Source organism: Fulvivirga sediminis (assembly GCF_016757215.1).
Lineage (GTDB): Bacteria > Bacteroidota > Bacteroidia > Cytophagales > Cyclobacteriaceae > Fulvivirga > Fulvivirga sediminis.
In genome coordinates, this window is record NZ_JAESIY010000002.1 from 77,420 (window position 1) to 93,022 (window position 15,603).

Annotated in this window: 14 protein-coding genes; 7 read left to right on the plus strand and 7 right to left on the minus strand. The window is 37.6% G+C overall.

What is annotated here, in order from left to right; translation table 11 throughout:
- Window positions 1–17: 17 nt before the first annotated feature.
- From JL102_RS03720 to JL102_RS03730, 3 genes are all read right to left on the minus strand, one after another.
- A complete protein-coding gene (locus JL102_RS03720) occupies window positions 18–626 on the minus strand; it encodes a superoxide dismutase family protein (RefSeq protein WP_202242656.1) in 609 nt (202 codons plus the stop codon).
- 72 nt (window positions 627–698) lie between these two features.
- Window positions 699–980 (minus strand): GNAT family N-acetyltransferase, encoded by a 282-nt coding sequence (locus JL102_RS03725; protein WP_202242679.1) that lies wholly within the window; start codon window positions 978–980, stop codon window positions 699–701.
- Between the two features lie 8 nt (window positions 981–988).
- Window positions 989–1,630: an inorganic pyrophosphatase gene (locus JL102_RS03730; RefSeq protein WP_202242681.1), complete on the minus strand. Its 642-nt coding sequence runs from the start codon at window positions 1,628–1,630 to the stop codon at window positions 989–991.
- 220 nt (window positions 1,631–1,850) lie between these two features.
- Between JL102_RS03730 and JL102_RS03735 the strand changes: the two genes are divergently transcribed.
- The 5 genes from JL102_RS03735 to JL102_RS03755 all read left to right on the plus strand — a co-directional run bounded on the left by JL102_RS03735 (window position 1,851) and on the right by JL102_RS03755 (window position 10,385).
- Window positions 1,851–2,420, plus strand: coding sequence for a hypothetical protein (locus JL102_RS03735; RefSeq protein WP_202242683.1), 570 nt, complete (start codon window positions 1,851–1,853; stop codon window positions 2,418–2,420).
- 6 nt (window positions 2,421–2,426) lie between these two features.
- Entirely contained in the window at window positions 2,427–2,948 is a 522-nt protein-coding gene (locus JL102_RS03740; RefSeq protein WP_202242693.1) for a TlpA family protein disulfide reductase, read from the plus strand.
- 154 nt (window positions 2,949–3,102) lie between these two features.
- Complete coding sequence (gene mqo, locus JL102_RS03745; protein ID WP_202242695.1) at window positions 3,103–4,599, plus strand: malate dehydrogenase (quinone); 1,497 nt, start codon at window positions 3,103–3,105, stop codon at window positions 4,597–4,599.
- 123 nt (window positions 4,600–4,722) lie between these two features.
- The gene (locus JL102_RS03750) at window positions 4,723–6,663 is read left to right on the plus strand and encodes a M1 family metallopeptidase (protein WP_202242697.1); all 1,941 of its coding nucleotides are present in this window, start codon (window positions 4,723–4,725) and stop codon (window positions 6,661–6,663) included.
- Window positions 6,664–6,887: 224 nt separating this feature from the next.
- Window positions 6,888–10,385, plus strand: a complete 3,498-nt coding sequence (locus JL102_RS03755) for a PAS domain-containing protein (RefSeq protein ID WP_202242710.1) — start codon at window positions 6,888–6,890, stop codon at window positions 10,383–10,385.
- Between the two features lie 18 nt (window positions 10,386–10,403).
- On the opposite strand, the gene JL102_RS03760 is transcribed toward JL102_RS03755, so the two are convergent.
- Both JL102_RS03760 and JL102_RS03765 read right to left on the minus strand, forming a co-directional pair.
- Complete coding sequence (locus JL102_RS03760) at window positions 10,404–10,820, minus strand: globin (RefSeq protein WP_202242721.1); 417 nt, start codon at window positions 10,818–10,820, stop codon at window positions 10,404–10,406.
- 98 nt (window positions 10,821–10,918) lie between these two features.
- Window positions 10,919–11,314 (minus strand): globin, encoded by a 396-nt coding sequence (locus tag JL102_RS03765; RefSeq protein ID WP_202242723.1) that lies wholly within the window; start codon window positions 11,312–11,314, stop codon window positions 10,919–10,921.
- 122 nt (window positions 11,315–11,436) lie between these two features.
- Here JL102_RS03765 and JL102_RS03770 point away from each other — a divergent pair, with 122 nt between their 5' ends.
- Together JL102_RS03770 and JL102_RS03775 are read left to right on the plus strand one after the other, a co-directional pair.
- A complete protein-coding gene (locus JL102_RS03770; protein WP_202242725.1) occupies window positions 11,437–11,778 on the plus strand; it encodes a YciI family protein in 342 nt (113 codons plus the stop codon).
- A 1-nt stretch (window position 11,779) separates the two neighbouring features.
- Window positions 11,780–13,015, plus strand: coding sequence for an RNA polymerase sigma factor (locus JL102_RS03775; RefSeq protein WP_202242727.1), 1,236 nt, complete (start codon window positions 11,780–11,782; stop codon window positions 13,013–13,015).
- A 73-nt stretch (window positions 13,016–13,088) separates the two neighbouring features.
- Here the strand turns inward: JL102_RS03775 and JL102_RS03780 are convergent, their stop codons facing one another.
- On the minus strand, window positions 13,089–14,423 hold the full coding sequence (locus JL102_RS03780) for an NAD(P)/FAD-dependent oxidoreductase (protein WP_202242728.1): 1,335 nt from the start codon (window positions 14,421–14,423) through the stop codon (window positions 13,089–13,091).
- A 10-nt stretch (window positions 14,424–14,433) separates the two neighbouring features.
- Window positions 14,434–15,603 (minus strand): thiolase family protein, encoded by a 1,170-nt coding sequence (locus tag JL102_RS03785; RefSeq protein WP_202242730.1) that lies wholly within the window; start codon window positions 15,601–15,603, stop codon window positions 14,434–14,436.

The following is a 15,603-nucleotide window of genomic DNA, read 5'->3' on the forward strand; positions in this document are numbered from 1 at the left end:
TTTCAAACATCTTTTTACTATTCCACTTTCTCAATGACGCCACATGCTACTCTCTTACCAGCGGCCCCTGAGGGTTGTGATTCGAAATCGTCTGCGCCACCATGAATAATAAGTGCCTTTCCTACAATATTCGTACTATCAGCACCTCCTATAGACCACCCTACAATAGTCATTGTAAGTACACCTGTACTATCTTCTCCTACTTCCATATTATCAATATCTCCAGCGTGAAACTGCATATCTACAGGTCTCTTACCGTGCTCTACATCAGAAGGATTCCAGTGACCACCAGCTGATTTGGCATCTGGAGCACTACAATCTCCAGTTTCATGCAAGTGAACGGCATGCTCTCCAGGCACGGCATGGTTTACGGTTAGCTTAAAAGTTACATTACCCTCACCTAGATCAGTAAAAGTAGCTTCACCACTAACTTTACTATCGCTAGCTGGGTTAATAACTGCCTTCGCTTGCATCATTACCTTTTCTCCTGAAGAGACTGAAGTGTTTTCTTCTGCAACATCAGTAGAATCAGTATCGGTAGCATCCTCATTACTTTTGGATGGCCCACAAGATACCATTAAAACAGAACCTAAAAGAAGCGTAAAAGCAAAATTTATAATTTTCATAGCTAGTTTGGTTGATTAAACAATTTAAATAATCATAGATGATTCTTCACAAATGGTAGAAAATATTCTACATTAATCTACTATTTGCTCATAGGCATCAGAATGTTCAACAATGTGCTTTACAAAAGGACATGTGGGCTTAACCATCATGTTTCTTTCTTTAGCATAATCAAGAGCATGCTCTACTAAGCTCTTCCCTACACCTAAGCCTTGTGCGGACTCAGGAACATGGGTAGAGATATAATCAAGGTGATTTTCATCAATTTGATCATACTTCAGCACAGCCGTTCCGTCCTTTACTTTTATATAGAAAAGATGATTTATAATATCATGTTGAACATTCAAATTATTCATAACAAATTTTATTTAGTGACTAATTTCTCACCTTTATAGTGCAAATCATAGTCCATCTGGCTAGCTCTTATTACTTCATAAGCTTTTTCTTTGCCATAAATCTCAGCAATCTCAGTCTCATGCCCTTCTTCACCAGGCATTTGCTTATAAGTAAGGAAGTAATGTTTTAGTCTGTTGATCAATGAATCAGGACAATCCTCTAAAGAATGCCAATTTTGAAATACTTCATCTCCTTTAAGGATAGCTATAATTTTATCATCTGCTTCTCCTCCATCTATCATACGAAAACCGCCAATAGGAATTGCAGGCACTAGAATATTACCCTGCAAAATCGTTCTTTCTGTAAGTACACAAATATCTAATGGATCACCATCTCCGATAATATCCGTTTTTTGAGTAGCTCTCATACATAAAGAGGCTACATTCTCCGCACAGTACGTTTGTGGCACAAAACCGTATAGAGCAGGAACAATGTTTGAAAATTTTTGTGGTCTATCTACTTTTAAAAAACCAGATTCTTTATCAATTTCATATTTAACAGAATCAGCTGGTGTCATTTCTATAAAAGCATTTAAGATTTCAGGAGACTGCGTACCAGCAGAGATACCATGCCATGGGTGAGACATGTAAGGTTTAATACTATCGGACATATTTGCCATTTTTTAAAATTTAAGATTCTAACGTAATGTGTTTTTGATTGTTTAGTTGATAAGGATAAAATATTGCAATAATTTGGCTCACTTACCGAAAAAAAAAGTGTTTAAACGATAATTATTTTTATTGCTTTAAGTGAGTTTATTTTTTATAAAATTTGTTGGTTAGTTTAGCAGCACAATTTTGCAATTTAAACTATAGTATAAATATTGAGTGATGAAAATTAAACTAGTATTCATAATTTTTTGTATGGTCGGTTACAGTGTATCAGCTCAAACCCTAGATGACCAGTTTGCGAACCTAAAAGAAAACTCTGGAACATACAAAAGTTATAAAGTAATAGAACAAACCGAATTGGCCGATTTCTGGGGAGTAGTTCAGGATTCTGTGAGCCAATCTAAGCAAAAATTATCAGATGCTAACACTCAAATTATCAACCAGCAAAGTGAAATCGCAAAACTAAAAACTACTATCTCTCAGAAAGATGAAGCTATTGGGGCGAAGGATTATCTAGCCACCCATATAGAGGCTTTAGGCATAGACTTCGAAAAGGAAAGCTTCAAAATCATAACCTATACTATTATTATTGCGTTAATGATAGCTCTTGGTTTAATTATTTTCAAGTATAAAGACAATAATAAAGTAGCCAAGAAGAAAACGGGAGACTATGAAAGACTCCATGAAGAGTTTGAAGAATACAAAAGAAATGCGCTGGAGAAACAGATGAAGCTACGTAGAGATCTTCAAACCGAGAGAAATAAATTAGATGATATTAGAAGCAATTAATTTTAGATGAAAAAAAGCTTGATTACCCTCACCCTGTTATTTTTAATAGCAGGGTTTTGCAATGCCCAAAACCAGCCAGTGCCTGATTATGTTACAAAGCAGCAATTTCCTGATAGTGTAAGCCAAATGCAGCTTACCACCACTACAGGTGCTAAAGTTACATTGGAGGAAATACTAAAAAAACACCAAGGAAAGAAAGTGTTTTTAGACTTCTGGGCCAGCTGGTGTAAAGATTGTCTGGCAGGTATGCCTGACCTCAAAAAGCTTATAAGTAAAACTGATGGTAAAGTAGATTACGTATTCCTGTCCCTTGATCGTAATGAAGAACAGTGGCTTTCGGCACTGGAAAAATATGAACTAGTGGGGGATCATTATTGGCTCAACCAAGGCTGGAAAAACGAACTTACTAACTACATTAATCTAGACTGGATTCCCCGATATCTCATTCTTGATGAGGAAGGTAATGTAATAATGCCTAAGGCCATTGAAGCCAAAGACAAACGAGTAGAAGCTCTACTACTCAAGTAAAACACTCATGCCTGCTCTTATTGGCAGCAGACTATACAATACCAGAACCACTATAATGAAGCCGCTTGCAATAGGACGTTACTAAAGTCTTTCAAGCGGCTTTTTTAATAACACTCCCACTCCACACCTGTTATAAGTGTAAATCACTATACTTATGGCAGATAACAAAATAAATAAGCACGACCTCATTTGTGTAGGTGGCGGAATAATGAGCGCTACATTAGCGCTAATGGTAAAGCTCATAGACCCTAAAACGTCTGTTTTAATTCTAGAAAAGCTAGATCAGGTCTCTCAAGAAAGCTCAGAAGCATGGAATAATTCAGGTACAGGGCACTCTGCTTTTTGCGAAATCAACTACACTCCTGAGCAGGAAAACGGCTCAGTAGATATTTCAAAAGCCATCAGCATATTTGAACAGTTTGAAAAGTCTAAGCAGTTTTGGACCCACCTCACCAAAAACAGTTTAATCACAGACCCGCAGGCCTTCATACACAGTGTACCTCATCATGCATGGGTAACGGGAGAGCAAAACGTAGATTTTCTCAAGAAAAGATATGAAACCATGAAAGAGCATTTTGCCTTTGAAGAGATGCTTTTTTCTTCTGATCATTCTCAACTAAGAAAGTGGTTTCCACTCATTATGCAAGGAAGAGAACCCTCTGAAGTAATGGCTGCTACCAGAATGGAAATGGGTACTGAAGTGAATTTTGAATTATTGACAAAATCGTATTTTAAAATCCTTGAAGAAGAGTTTGACACCCCTGTTCACTTGGCACATGAAGTACTTGACGTAGATCCTGATGGTCATAAAGGCTGGATGGTAGAGGCGAAAAACCTTACCACCAACAAAAAGGTATACTATGATGCTGAACATATTTTTATAGGAGCTGGAGGTGGCGCACTACCGCTATTACAAAAAGTAGAAATACCAGAAAAGAAAGGCTATGGAGGTTTTCCTGTAAGTGGAGAATGGCTTTATTGTACCAATCCGGATGTAATAAAGAAACACCAAGCCAAAGTATACAGTAAAGCAGGAGTAAAAGCCCCTCCTATGTCTGTACCCCATTTAGATACCCGCTACATTAATGGTAAGCAAGAACTTGTATTTGGTCCTTTTGCAGGCTTTAATACTAAATTTTTAAAAGAAGGATCTTACTTAGATTTACCCAAATCCATCCGTTTTGATAATATTCCTTCGTTGTGGGGAGTATTCTGGCATAACCTACCACTAGTAGAGTACCTCATTAAGGAGATAAGCATGAAACATGAAGACCGGATGGAAGAGCTAAGGTCGTTTGTTAAAGATGCCAAATCTGATGATTGGAAGCTCAAAGTAGCTGGTCAGCGTGTGCAGATCATTAAAAAAGATGAAGAAGAAGGAGGAACTCTAGAATTTGGCACTGATATAGTGCATAGTAAAGATGGCAAAATCACAGCTCTGCTTGGTGCGTCGCCAGGAGCATCTACAGCCGTACATATTATGATTGAACTTTTACAGATTGCTTTTCCTGAAAAAGTAAAAGAGAACGAAGAAAAGCTCAATGAGATAATACCATTTTGGAATAAATCTATTGAAAGCCACCAAGAAGAGTTTAAACTCATACAGCAAGACAGCTTAAAAACACTGAAACTTAGTAATTATCCATTATAAAGTACCGCTCATATAACTTATATCATCACTTTTGTTCGGCATATTTATTATAGGCATTTTTGTTCACCCCTTTAGTTAAGCTCTACTAGGTACTTTTCATTTTATTTTAACCAAATACTAATTATGAAGAAACCATACTTATTGCTAGCTCTTTTATGCTTCAATATACTAGCCTTTGCACAAGATAAGTCGTTGTATGATTATCATGAAGCCTTCTCCCCTTCCTTCTATACTACCGGGGGGAATCTCTTCAGAAGTGCTGACGGCAGGCCAGGTCCAGAATATTGGCAAAATAGTGCTAACTATAATATAAATGCCAAATTTAACCCTTCCACCCAAAGGCTGAGCGGAATAGTAACCATCGATTACACGAATGAAAGCCCTAACAGGCTCGATCAACTTTGGTTACAACTAGTACACAATGGCAATAAAAAAGATAGCCGTGGTGCTGCTATGCAAGGATCTTATGCTGAAGAAGATGGCAGCAATGGTTTCACTATTAAAAAAGTGGAAATACAACAGGGTAATAGTTGGGAAGAAGCGGATTTCAGAATAATAGGAACCTGTATGCATATCAGGCTAAAAGATGCCACTGAGGCTGAAGGTGGCAAGATAAAAATAAGAATCGACTATGATTTTCTATTGGCCGAAAGAGGTCGATCAGGATATATGGACTCTGAAAATGGTGAAATTTTCGAAGTAGCTTACTGGTACCCACGCATGTGCGTATACGATGATCTTAGAGGCTGGAATACCTTACCCTTTTTGGGCAGCGGTGAGTTCTACCTCGATTACGGAGACATAGACTACACGGTGCTATTGCCGGAAGGTTATTTAATGGCAGGCTCAGGAGAACTTATGAATCCAGAAGAAACCCTTACCACGTCGGAGCTGAAACAATATGAAAAAGCCAAAACCTCTGATGAGACCGTGATGATCAGGTCTAAAAAAGACCTGAAGAAATCTGCCACTCAAAAAGGCAAAGACGGTTGGGTGAGCTGGCATTATACTATGAAAAACACCCGTGATGTAGCATGGGCTGCTTCTAAAGCTTTTATGTGGGATGCCGTTAGTGCCAACCTTCCTGACGGAAAAAGCACCCTAGCCATGAGCTATTACCCAGTAGAAAGTGCTGGTGATAAGGCTTGGGGAAGAGCATCAGAATTTTTAAAACGATCCTTAGAAATATTTTCCGAAAAATGGTTTGTATACCCTTACCCAGCAGCAATAAATGTAGGTGGCCCTGTGGGAGGCATGGAATACCCAGGAATAACTTTTGATAGTTATAAAGCCGCTGAATATACACTCTTTCTATTAGTTTCTCATGAAATAGGACATAACTGGTTCCCTATGATAGTAGGTACTAACGAAAGAAGAGATGCCTGGATGGACGAAGGTTTCAACACATTTATAGATATCTATGCTCATGAAGAATACAACAATGGCGAATTTTCTCCCAAGAGGGATGGAGAATACGCTCCAGGAGGAGGCAATCCTGCTAATGAGATTATACCTATAATCACTAAAGAAGGTGCGCAGCCTGTAATGAGCAAAGCAGACGCACTCAGAAGAGAAGATGTGCATCCATTAGAATATTTCAAATCCGCTTATGGCTTGGTATTATTAAGAGAGGTAATTCTTACCCATGATCAGTTTGATTATGCCTTTCAAAAATATACGCATGAGTGGGCCTATAAACACCCTTCACCAGAAGACTTCTTTAAAATAATGAACAGCTATACCGGTGAAGAACTAAATTGGTTCTGGAAAGGCTGGTTTATAGAAAACTGGAAGCTAGATCAAGAGATCATTAAAGTAGATAATGAAAAAGATCAAAAAGAGATTACCATTAAGAACAATGAAAAAATGCCTATGCCTGTACTATTAAAAGTAACACTGGAAGGTGGGGAAGAAAAAAATTACCACTTACCTGTAGAGGTATGGATGCAGGGTAATACCTACACATTTAAGGATAAGTTTGGTAAAAATATTATAAAAGCAGAATTAGATCCTGAAAAACAACTGCCTGATATTAACAGAGATAATAACATATGGAGTAAATAATATTCTATATATTAATAACTAACTCTTAATAAGCCCTTTACCTTCCACACCATGGTTGTTAAAGGGCTTTTTTTATGCCCTCTGAGCATTAAATAAAAAGAAATAAAGGGCCTTAAACATTATTTAAACATCCTCTAAAATCGGTTCAAATAAAACCTGCAACTATCAATTATATATAATTTTCACTAAATTGATATACAAACCATTGTACCTAAATTACTGATATGAGTAAGCATGAAGTAACAGAGAGAAATGGATATAATTCTGAACGTAGGGCTATATTTAATTTATCACCATTTCCCATGTTAGTGTTTGATACGGAATCTCATAATATCATTAGGGCTAACCCTATTGCTGAGCAAAAGTATGGATATACTCAGGAAGAATTCACTTCCTTGAAAATTACAGACCTCTTCACTCCTATTGATAAATTTAAATACATACACTGGCTCAACAATAACCCACCTTCTCAAGAAGCCATCTGGAACCACTCTAAAAAGAATGGCCAATACTTTTATGCCAAAGTATTAGGTGAATTATATTATGAAAATGACGTAAAACTTGCGGCTCTTTTAATCATAGATATCACTGAAGAGATCAAGAAAAAGGCTGAGATTAGAAATCATGAAAAAATATTGGCAGCCATATCAGATATTAACTCTGTACTCATTAATAACACTGATATTGAATCTGCCTTAGAACAAAGTTTTAACATTATAGGGAACACGCTACAAGTTGATCGGGTTTATTTCCTCAAAAATGAAGCATTTCACCATTTAAACAACTGGGAAGCCAAAAAAACAGTAGAATGGAGGTATAAGCTTGTGCCTTCCATATCACTAGAAAAGATACAATATAATCAAGCTCCGCGTTTTGTTAATACCCTTTCTCGCGGAAAAAAGATAATTACGAATGTTTCAGGGTTAAATGAATCAAACATTAAGAGCTTTTTGGAATCAGAGGGTGTAAAGTCTATGATTTTGCTACCAATGCATTTAAAAGGTAAATTCTACGGTGTGGTTTGCATTGATGATTGCGGCATAGAACGCTTATGGAAAGATAGTGACATCAACTTTCTCAACACTTGTATAGACTCTATGAGCCGGATTATTGAAATTAAAGATACTTTCAAGGCATTACAGGACGAGGAGAACAAGTTCAAATCATTGGTACAGGAAGGCCTGGATCTTATTGCAGTAATGGACACTGATGGCAATTACCTTTATGTTACACCAGCTTCTGTTTCAGGTCTGGGATACAAACCAGAAGAGTTTTATAACCACACGGTGTTTGACTACCTCCACCCTGAAGATATAAAAAAGGTGAAAATCTCATTATCAGAATCTATTCATAAAAAAACGGTTGATATCTCTCCTTACCGCTTTAAAGATTCTAACGGTAATTGGAGATGGCTGCATAGCAAATTCACCAACCTACTTAATGACCCTGCAGTAGGCGGTATACTCACTACTTCTTATGATGTAACTAAAGACATAAAACATGCTGAAGAGCTAAAAATGGCTAATGAGAGGTACCGATTAGCCTCTCTTGCCACACAGGATCATATCTACGACTGGGATCTAGAAACAGGAGAAGTGATGAGAACTGGGGAGTCTCTTAATAAAATATTTGGCTACCCTAAAGACATAAAATTCAACAGTGAATTTTGGAAATCGCACTTACACCCCGAAGACGTAGAACGCTGTTATGAAGACTTACACAATAAGCTCAACGATAAAGAAGAAAGTAAATGTTTTCAGCAATACCGCTTAAAACGTGGAGACGGAACCTATGCTCATGTGACAGATTCAGGTTATATTGTGCGAAATGAAAAGGGAAAAGCTTTAAAGCTTATTGGTGCTGTAAGAGACATTAGTGAGCAAATAAGAGAAAAAGAAGAAGAACAGTTAATTCTTTCCCTATCTAGCTGCATAGGTCATCCTGGTTCTTTAGAAATACGCATATATGCCGCCTTAGAAATCTTACTTCAGCTGCCGGAAGTTGAATCATGTGAAGCTTGGATAAAGTCCATTGATAATAGTCAAATCAACATGATTAGCTACGCCATTAAGGAAGATAAAAACATTAGTTTTTATCAGAGCTCAAATAATATTTCTTCTTTTAAATATGGAGAAGGATTACCCGGTCATGTATGGAAAATACAAAAAGCCAAACTATGGGATAATATCCATAAAAACCCCATGTTTATCAGAAAAACATCTGCAGCCATGGCAGGTTTAACTACTGCATTAGGTGTACCCATTATGTATAACGATCAGTTTTTAGGGGCTTTTCTACTGCTCTCTAAAACTAATAATGAAATGCGTCAATTAAAAGGTGTGTTGTCTAATGTGGGATTACAGATCGGGGCGCTAGTAAAACATAAAATAACGGAAGATATATTCAATAACTTCTTCCACATTTCATCTGACCTGCTAAGTATTATTGGTTACGACGGCCGTTTTAAAAAGCTAAATAGCACCTTCTACAAACTACTGGGCTATAAGGAAGAAGAACTTATTAATACAGAAGTGAAAAACATTATTCACCCTGACGACTTGAATACTTTTAATGAAATGTTAGATACAACGATTGATACCAATCGTGATTATCACAGTGAACTCAGGTTAATAGGCAAAAACCAACAAGTACTTTGGTTTCATTTCACCTCTCAAATTAAAAAAGAAGAGCGGGTAATATTTAATGTTGGCAAAGATATCACCACTCAAAAAGAAGTAGAAATCAATCTGCGCCAGGCTAATGAAAAGATAAAGAAAGCGCAAGAAATAGCACAGCTCGGCTATTGGAGCAAAAAATTAGATGAGAACTTTGCTGAATGGTCTCGCGAGACCTATAAAATTTATGGTTTTCCTCCTGGGGAGTTTGTTCCTACCCTGGAAAATGTTACCAAAATTTTTCACCCAAATGACCGACACTTATTAGAGATAAAAACTGATGCTGATTATGATTTTCAAAACCGGATCATTACTGGTGACAATAAGATAAAATGGGTTCATCAGCACATTACTATTAAAAAGGATAAAAACGGGAAACCCTACCTGGTGGAAGGTACGGTGCAAGACATCACCAAGCAAAAAGAATATGAAGAAGAACTCAGGCTTAGTAAAGAGCGCTTTGAACTGGCTATGCAGGCCACTAATGAAATTATCTGGGACTGGGATCACAAGGCTGATATAATACAAAGAAGTCCTATTTATCAAAAAGTACTCGGCTACAAACTAGAAGAATCAATGCAATCTATTGATAACTCCTGGCATTCCATTATTCATAGGGAAGATAAAGACACCGTATGGAGTTCAATAGCTCAGGTAATGGAAGACAAAAGCCAAACCTATTGGCAGAAAGAGTATCGAGTCCTCAACTTAAAGAATGAGATTACTTATATTGTAGATAGAGGATTTATAATAAGGGATGAGCAAGGGAAACCTATCAGATCTGTGGGTGCTATTTTGGATGTTACTGATAGTCGGAAATATTTAGCTGAGATTAAAAAGCAAAATAATGCTCTCAAATCAATTGCCTGGATACAATCTCACCGAACCAGGGCACCACTTGCCAGAATCATGGGGCTTGTAAAGCTCATTCAAATGGAAAAGAACAATCCTGAAAACTTATCTGAGCTGTTAGATCATATGATCAAATCGGCTCATGATATGGATGACGTGATAAGGAAAATTCTTAAAAAAACAGATTTACAATAGGCTCTTTAGCTCTATTTATCAGTAGCCTGCAATGATGTAATCACTACCAAAACTTACTAATTTTTGCCAGGCTATCTTCACCTCTTCATCAAATTTAGTATCATGCTTCTCCACGGCTTTTATGAGACTCTCTCTCCATAAATCATAAAAATAAGGCTCTATATTCATATGATAACGATTATGAGTTTCCTGAATTCTTGTCAGGCCAGCCTTGCCCACCACATTTTGATTAGCATAGAGAATCATGAGGTTTAAGCCATGCTTTAGAAGTTTATACTGCTGTTCAAAATCTGTATCAGCAAACTTAGCGGCTACCTCCTCACTACTATTTAAAAAAAAATTATAGAACGTTTCTATAAGGTTACCGTCCTTAAGACATCTACCATAACTATCTTTAACCTTTTGGACTAAATTTTCATCTAATGTATTATCCATATTATTCTATTAAGAATCGGGAAATTACATGGTTTATTTTTAAACATAGCAAACCATCAATAAGATTATAACATGATATTTATCAGTATTTATTCATTTTATTGAGTCATAAACTTCTCTGCTGAATCAAACAAATGATGCCAGGCTTTATTTACCTTTGCATCCCAATCTTTATCATGAGCTGCAATAGCAAAGAGCATAGAATTCCTCCATTCTTTAAAATACTTTGGGTCAATATTTAAATCCATGGCATGCATATTCTTCAATTTTTCCAGCCATAAAGTAGCCTTAGCATCCCCCTCCTCATGCTCTATAATTGTTCTTATCACCTGCCTTAAAAGCTCGTTATGCTTTCCCATGTCAGTATGAGTAAACATGGGTGCAAGCTGAGGCGCCATGCTAAGCAGTTGGTCATAAAAAGTAAGTATTAGGTTAGGATTATCAGCCCAGTTCATATAGCTCCTTTTTACCAGCTCAATATCACGCTTATTCATTTCCCGGTGATTAGATTGTTTAACCTCACAAAATCATATATAATAATTTAGTACTTTTTGTCCCCATCTCCCAATACCATCTGTCTATAGAGTAAATAAATCATTAAATTAAATGAAAAAATATGGACAACTTTTTAATCCTAATAAGAGAAGACATTGCACAAGTAAGTAACTTGTCTGAGGTAGAAATGCAGGCTGATATAGAAGCCTACACCCAATGGGTAGAAAATCTGGCAGCCCACGATCACTTTGTTTCTGGAGAACCACTGGAAGCAAAGGGTAAATACATGACTAAAGAACAAGTATCAAGCGATGGACCATTTATAGAATCCAAAGAAGTAGTAACAGGTTTTATTCTTATTAAAGCTCGAGACCTTGATGAGGCCGTAGAACTCAGCAAAACCTGTCCTATTTTCAAAGGCAATGGCGGAGCATTGGAAGTAAGACCTATTATGAAATATTAAGATGAATATCACCAGAGAAGTCGATCATTTATACCGGGAGTATTCTGGCATGCTCGTTTCTTCTCTGGTGGCTTATTTTGAAATAAACAACCTGCAGGTGGCAGAAGATATAGTACAAGACACTTTTATCTCTGCCCTAAAAAACTGGCAGATCAATGGTATGCCTCATTCGCCTAAGGCATGGCTCTTTAAAGTATGTAAAAACAAATGCATTAATGAACTCCGAAAAAAAACTGTCTCCTTAAATATTACATCTGATCAAACTCAAGAATCTCCTGAAATATGGCTACCTAACGAGCTTAGAGATAGTCAACTTAGGCTTCTTTTTGCTACATGCCACCCTGATTTCTCTACCAAAGCCCAAATTATTCTTACGCTGAAAACTGTAGCTTCTTTTAAGGAAAATGAAATAGCCGTGGGTTTGGGTATGACTCGTGAAGCTGTAAAAAAAATCCTAACGCGCACTCGTGCTTATATCAAGAACAACAATCTCTTACTCAAGGTACCATTTAGACTACAATCTAAATTAAGGCTAACCATAGTACACCAAGTACTATACCTGATTTTCAATGAAGGGTACAAGGCTTCTTCTGGTAATAATATCATCAGAAAAGATCTTTGTCTGCAAGCGATGCGTCTTGTCCGGCTTTTATTAGATAGCCCTCAACTAAACACGGCAGATACTCATGCCTTATTTTCACTTATGCTTTTTAATGTAGCACGATTTAACAGCAGAACCTCTGAAGAGGGTGAAATGATAGAGCTAAAAGATCAGGACCGAACCCTTTGGGACCACCAGCTTATTATGACAGGGGTTAAACATTTGAATATAGCAAATCTGGCAATACAACAGGTAATATCTCGTTATCATTTGGAAGCAGGCATTGCCTCTATACATTGCCTGGCTAAAAATTTTGAACAGACTAACTGGAATAGAATTCTTATGCTTTATAGGCAACTTAAAAAAATGTATAATTCTCCATTTATTCAGCTTAATTACTGTATAGCGTTACATTATCATGGAGACTCAGAAATGGCATTAGAACTATTAAATAAAATAGATGGATTAGAGTATAACCTATCCTATTTATGCACAAAGGCCATGCTATATAAGCACCTTAATCAACATCAAAGAGCCATTGATTACTACCTTGAAGCGCTTAATGCGGCTCAAATACCTACAGAGAAGCATTCAATACAGAAAAAGTTAGATAAGCTTAAAACCTGGAATCCATAATAAAGAACGAGGCCTTTCTCTTTTTAAAAGGAAAAGGCCTCATGTTATTCTTTATACGAGTTTTTTGATCTGGCTAGTCTTTTATGATTACTCTGCTATGTCTATCTCTACTAAAATAGTTTGACACCCAATTAGTAAAGGTCACTATCTTATTTCTGAAGCCTATGAGAGAAAACAAATGAACCCCCAGCCATACAAACCAAGCAAAAGCACCCTGAAATTTCCAATTGGGCAGATCTACTACGGCCTTAGACCTACCTACAGTGGCCATGCTACCTTTGTTATTATATTTATATGGTTTTAAGTCCTCTCCTTTATGCATTCTGCTAAAGTGTTTACCTAAAAATTCACCTTGATCCACAGCCACAGCTGCTAGCTGAGGGTGACCTTTGGGAAATTCTTCTGAATGAAACTGAGCTACATCACCTAATGCATAGATCCTTTCAAAACCTTCTACTTGCCCAAAGCCATTACATTTAATTCTTCCTCCTTTGGCCATCACTTCATCTGGCAGTCCAGGTATGCTGGCAGCAGAAACACCACCCGTCCAAATGAGCATACGTGAAGGAATATCTCCTTTATCTGTTTTTACTACCTGCCCATCATAGTCTTCTATCTTAGTCTCTGTTTTTATGATTACCCCCATCTTTCGAAGGTATTCTTCTGACTTTTTAGAAGCTTCATCAGACATAGGAGGAAGTAGCTCAGGTAACAACTCTACCAAATATATTTTTGATCTCTCAATATTCAAATCAGGATAGTCCGCTGGCATAATGTACCTTTTAAATTCTGCCAAAGCACCCGCCATCTCCACGCCAGTAGGTCCACCACCAGCTATCACTATATTCATTAGCTCTTCTCTCTCATCAAGGTTATTGGTTAAAAGAGCCTTTTCATAATTTTCAAGTATGGTATTCCTCAACTTCATAGCCTGTGCCACGCTCTTCATGGGGTACGCATGCTTGGCTACATTCTCCATCCCAAAGTAGTTAGTTTTAGCTCCAGTAGCTATCACGAGGAAATCATAAGCTATACTTCCTTTATCTGTAACAAGCACATGCTCATGAGGCTTTATTTCCTGAGCCTCTCCCATTCGAAAATGATAATCTTCATGATCAGAGAGTACTTTTCTAATGGGATAAGCGATGGAATCCGCTTCCAGACCTGATGTAGCCACCTGATACAACAATGGCTGAAAATTATGATGATTATGTTTATCAATTAAAACTACCTGATAGCTAGATTTACTTAACTTCTTTACCAAATGAATACCGGCAAACCCTCCGCCTATTATCACCAGCCTCTTGCGCTGTGTCTTAGGCACGCCAAGGTCTACATTAACCTTTTTGGGAGCTTGTTCTTCTACAATAGTTTCTTCGTTGGGTTCTGTTAACACTAACTCTTCCATAATTTTAATTTTATAGGACTTCAATAATACCAGCTATACCCTGTCCTCCGCCTACACAAGCGGTCACTATTCCATACTTCTGCTTTCTTCTTTTCAACTCGTGTATCATTTGTACTGACAGTTTACAGCCTGTACAACCTAACGGATGCCCTAGTGCTATGGCCCCTCCATTTACATTCACAATATCGGGATCCAAATCTAGTTCTCTTATTACTGCTACTGATTGAGCAGCAAAAGCTTCGTTAAGCTCTATTAACTGTATTTCTGAAAGTTTCATGCCAGCCTGCTTTAAAACCTTAGGAACAGCCTCCACTGGCCCAATTCCCATTATCCTTGGATCTACTCCTGCGGAAGCACAGGCCTTAATGCGTGCAATTGGTTCTACACCGAGCTCTTTCACCATCTTTTCTGACATGATCAAAGTAAAAGCTGCACCATCAGACCTCTGAGAAGAATTACCTGCGGTAACAGAGCCTCCTTCTCTAAAGACTGGCCTGAGTTTACCAAGCACTTCCATAGAGGTATCTTTTCGAGGTCCTTCATCTGTATCTACTATGAATTTTCTGGAAACTCTCTTATCTTCTTCCTCCCAGACCTCTTCTACTTCTACAGGCACTATTTCATTTTTAAAAAAGCCATTTTCAATAGCATTGATGGCATTAATATGACTTTTATAAGCAAACTGATCCTGATCTTCTCTGGAAATCTTATACTGGGCAGCCACCTCTTCTCCAGTGAGTCCCATTCCTATGAAATAATCGGCATGATCTACAGAGGTTTTATAATTAGGAGATGTTTTCCAACCTCTGGTAGGCACCTGAGACATAGATTCTGCTCCGCCCGCTATGATACAGCTAGCCATACCTGACTGTATTTTAGCTGTGGCCATAGCCATAGTTTCCAGCCCGGAAGCACAGTAACGATTTACTATTACTCCTGGCACCTCTTTACCCAATGCCATTAAAGCAATCCACCGTCCCATTTGAAGGCCTTGCTCGGCCTCAGGAACGGCATTACCCACTATTACATCATCTACTTGGCTAGGATCCAGATTTGGCACTTGCTCCATAATATGCTTAATTACTGATACAGCAAGGTCATCAGCGCGCGTGTGCCTGAAGCCTCCCTTATCAGCCTTTCCTACTGCTGTTCTATATCCTTTTACAATATATGCGTCCAT

Excerpts from the sequence above, each read along its gene's own strand:
- JL102_RS03725 (WP_202242679.1), bottom strand. The coding sequence starts at position 980 with ATGAATAATTTGAATGTTCAACATGATATTATAAATCATCTTTTCTAT.
- JL102_RS03775 (WP_202242727.1), top strand. The coding sequence starts at position 11,780 with ATGAATATCACCAGAGAAGTCGATCATTTATACCGGGAGTATTCTGGC.
- JL102_RS03755 (WP_202242710.1), top strand. The coding sequence starts at position 6,888 with ATGAGTAAGCATGAAGTAACAGAGAGAAATGGATATAATTCTGAACGT.
- JL102_RS03760 (WP_202242721.1), bottom strand. The coding sequence starts at position 10,820 with ATGGATAATACATTAGATGAAAATTTAGTCCAAAAGGTTAAAGATAGT.
- JL102_RS03735 (WP_202242683.1), top strand. The coding sequence starts at position 1,851 with ATGAAAATTAAACTAGTATTCATAATTTTTTGTATGGTCGGTTACAGT.
- JL102_RS03750 (WP_202242697.1), top strand. The coding sequence starts at position 4,723 with ATGAAGAAACCATACTTATTGCTAGCTCTTTTATGCTTCAATATACTA.
- mqo (WP_202242695.1), top strand. The coding sequence starts at position 3,103 with ATGGCAGATAACAAAATAAATAAGCACGACCTCATTTGTGTAGGTGGC.
- JL102_RS03730 (WP_202242681.1), bottom strand. The coding sequence starts at position 1,630 with ATGTCCGATAGTATTAAACCTTACATGTCTCACCCATGGCATGGTATC.
- JL102_RS03770 (WP_202242725.1), top strand. The coding sequence starts at position 11,437 with ATGGACAACTTTTTAATCCTAATAAGAGAAGACATTGCACAAGTAAGT.
- JL102_RS03720 (WP_202242656.1), bottom strand. The coding sequence starts at position 626 with ATGAAAATTATAAATTTTGCTTTTACGCTTCTTTTAGGTTCTGTTTTA.
- JL102_RS03780 (WP_202242728.1), bottom strand. The coding sequence starts at position 14,423 with ATGGAAGAGTTAGTGTTAACAGAACCCAACGAAGAAACTATTGTAGAA.
- JL102_RS03740 (WP_202242693.1), top strand. The coding sequence starts at position 2,427 with ATGAAAAAAAGCTTGATTACCCTCACCCTGTTATTTTTAATAGCAGGG.
- JL102_RS03765 (WP_202242723.1), bottom strand. The coding sequence starts at position 11,314 with ATGAATAAGCGTGATATTGAGCTGGTAAAAAGGAGCTATATGAACTGG.
- JL102_RS03785 (WP_202242730.1), bottom strand. The coding sequence starts at position 15,603 with ATGGACGCATATATTGTAAAAGGATATAGAACAGCAGTAGGAAAGGCT.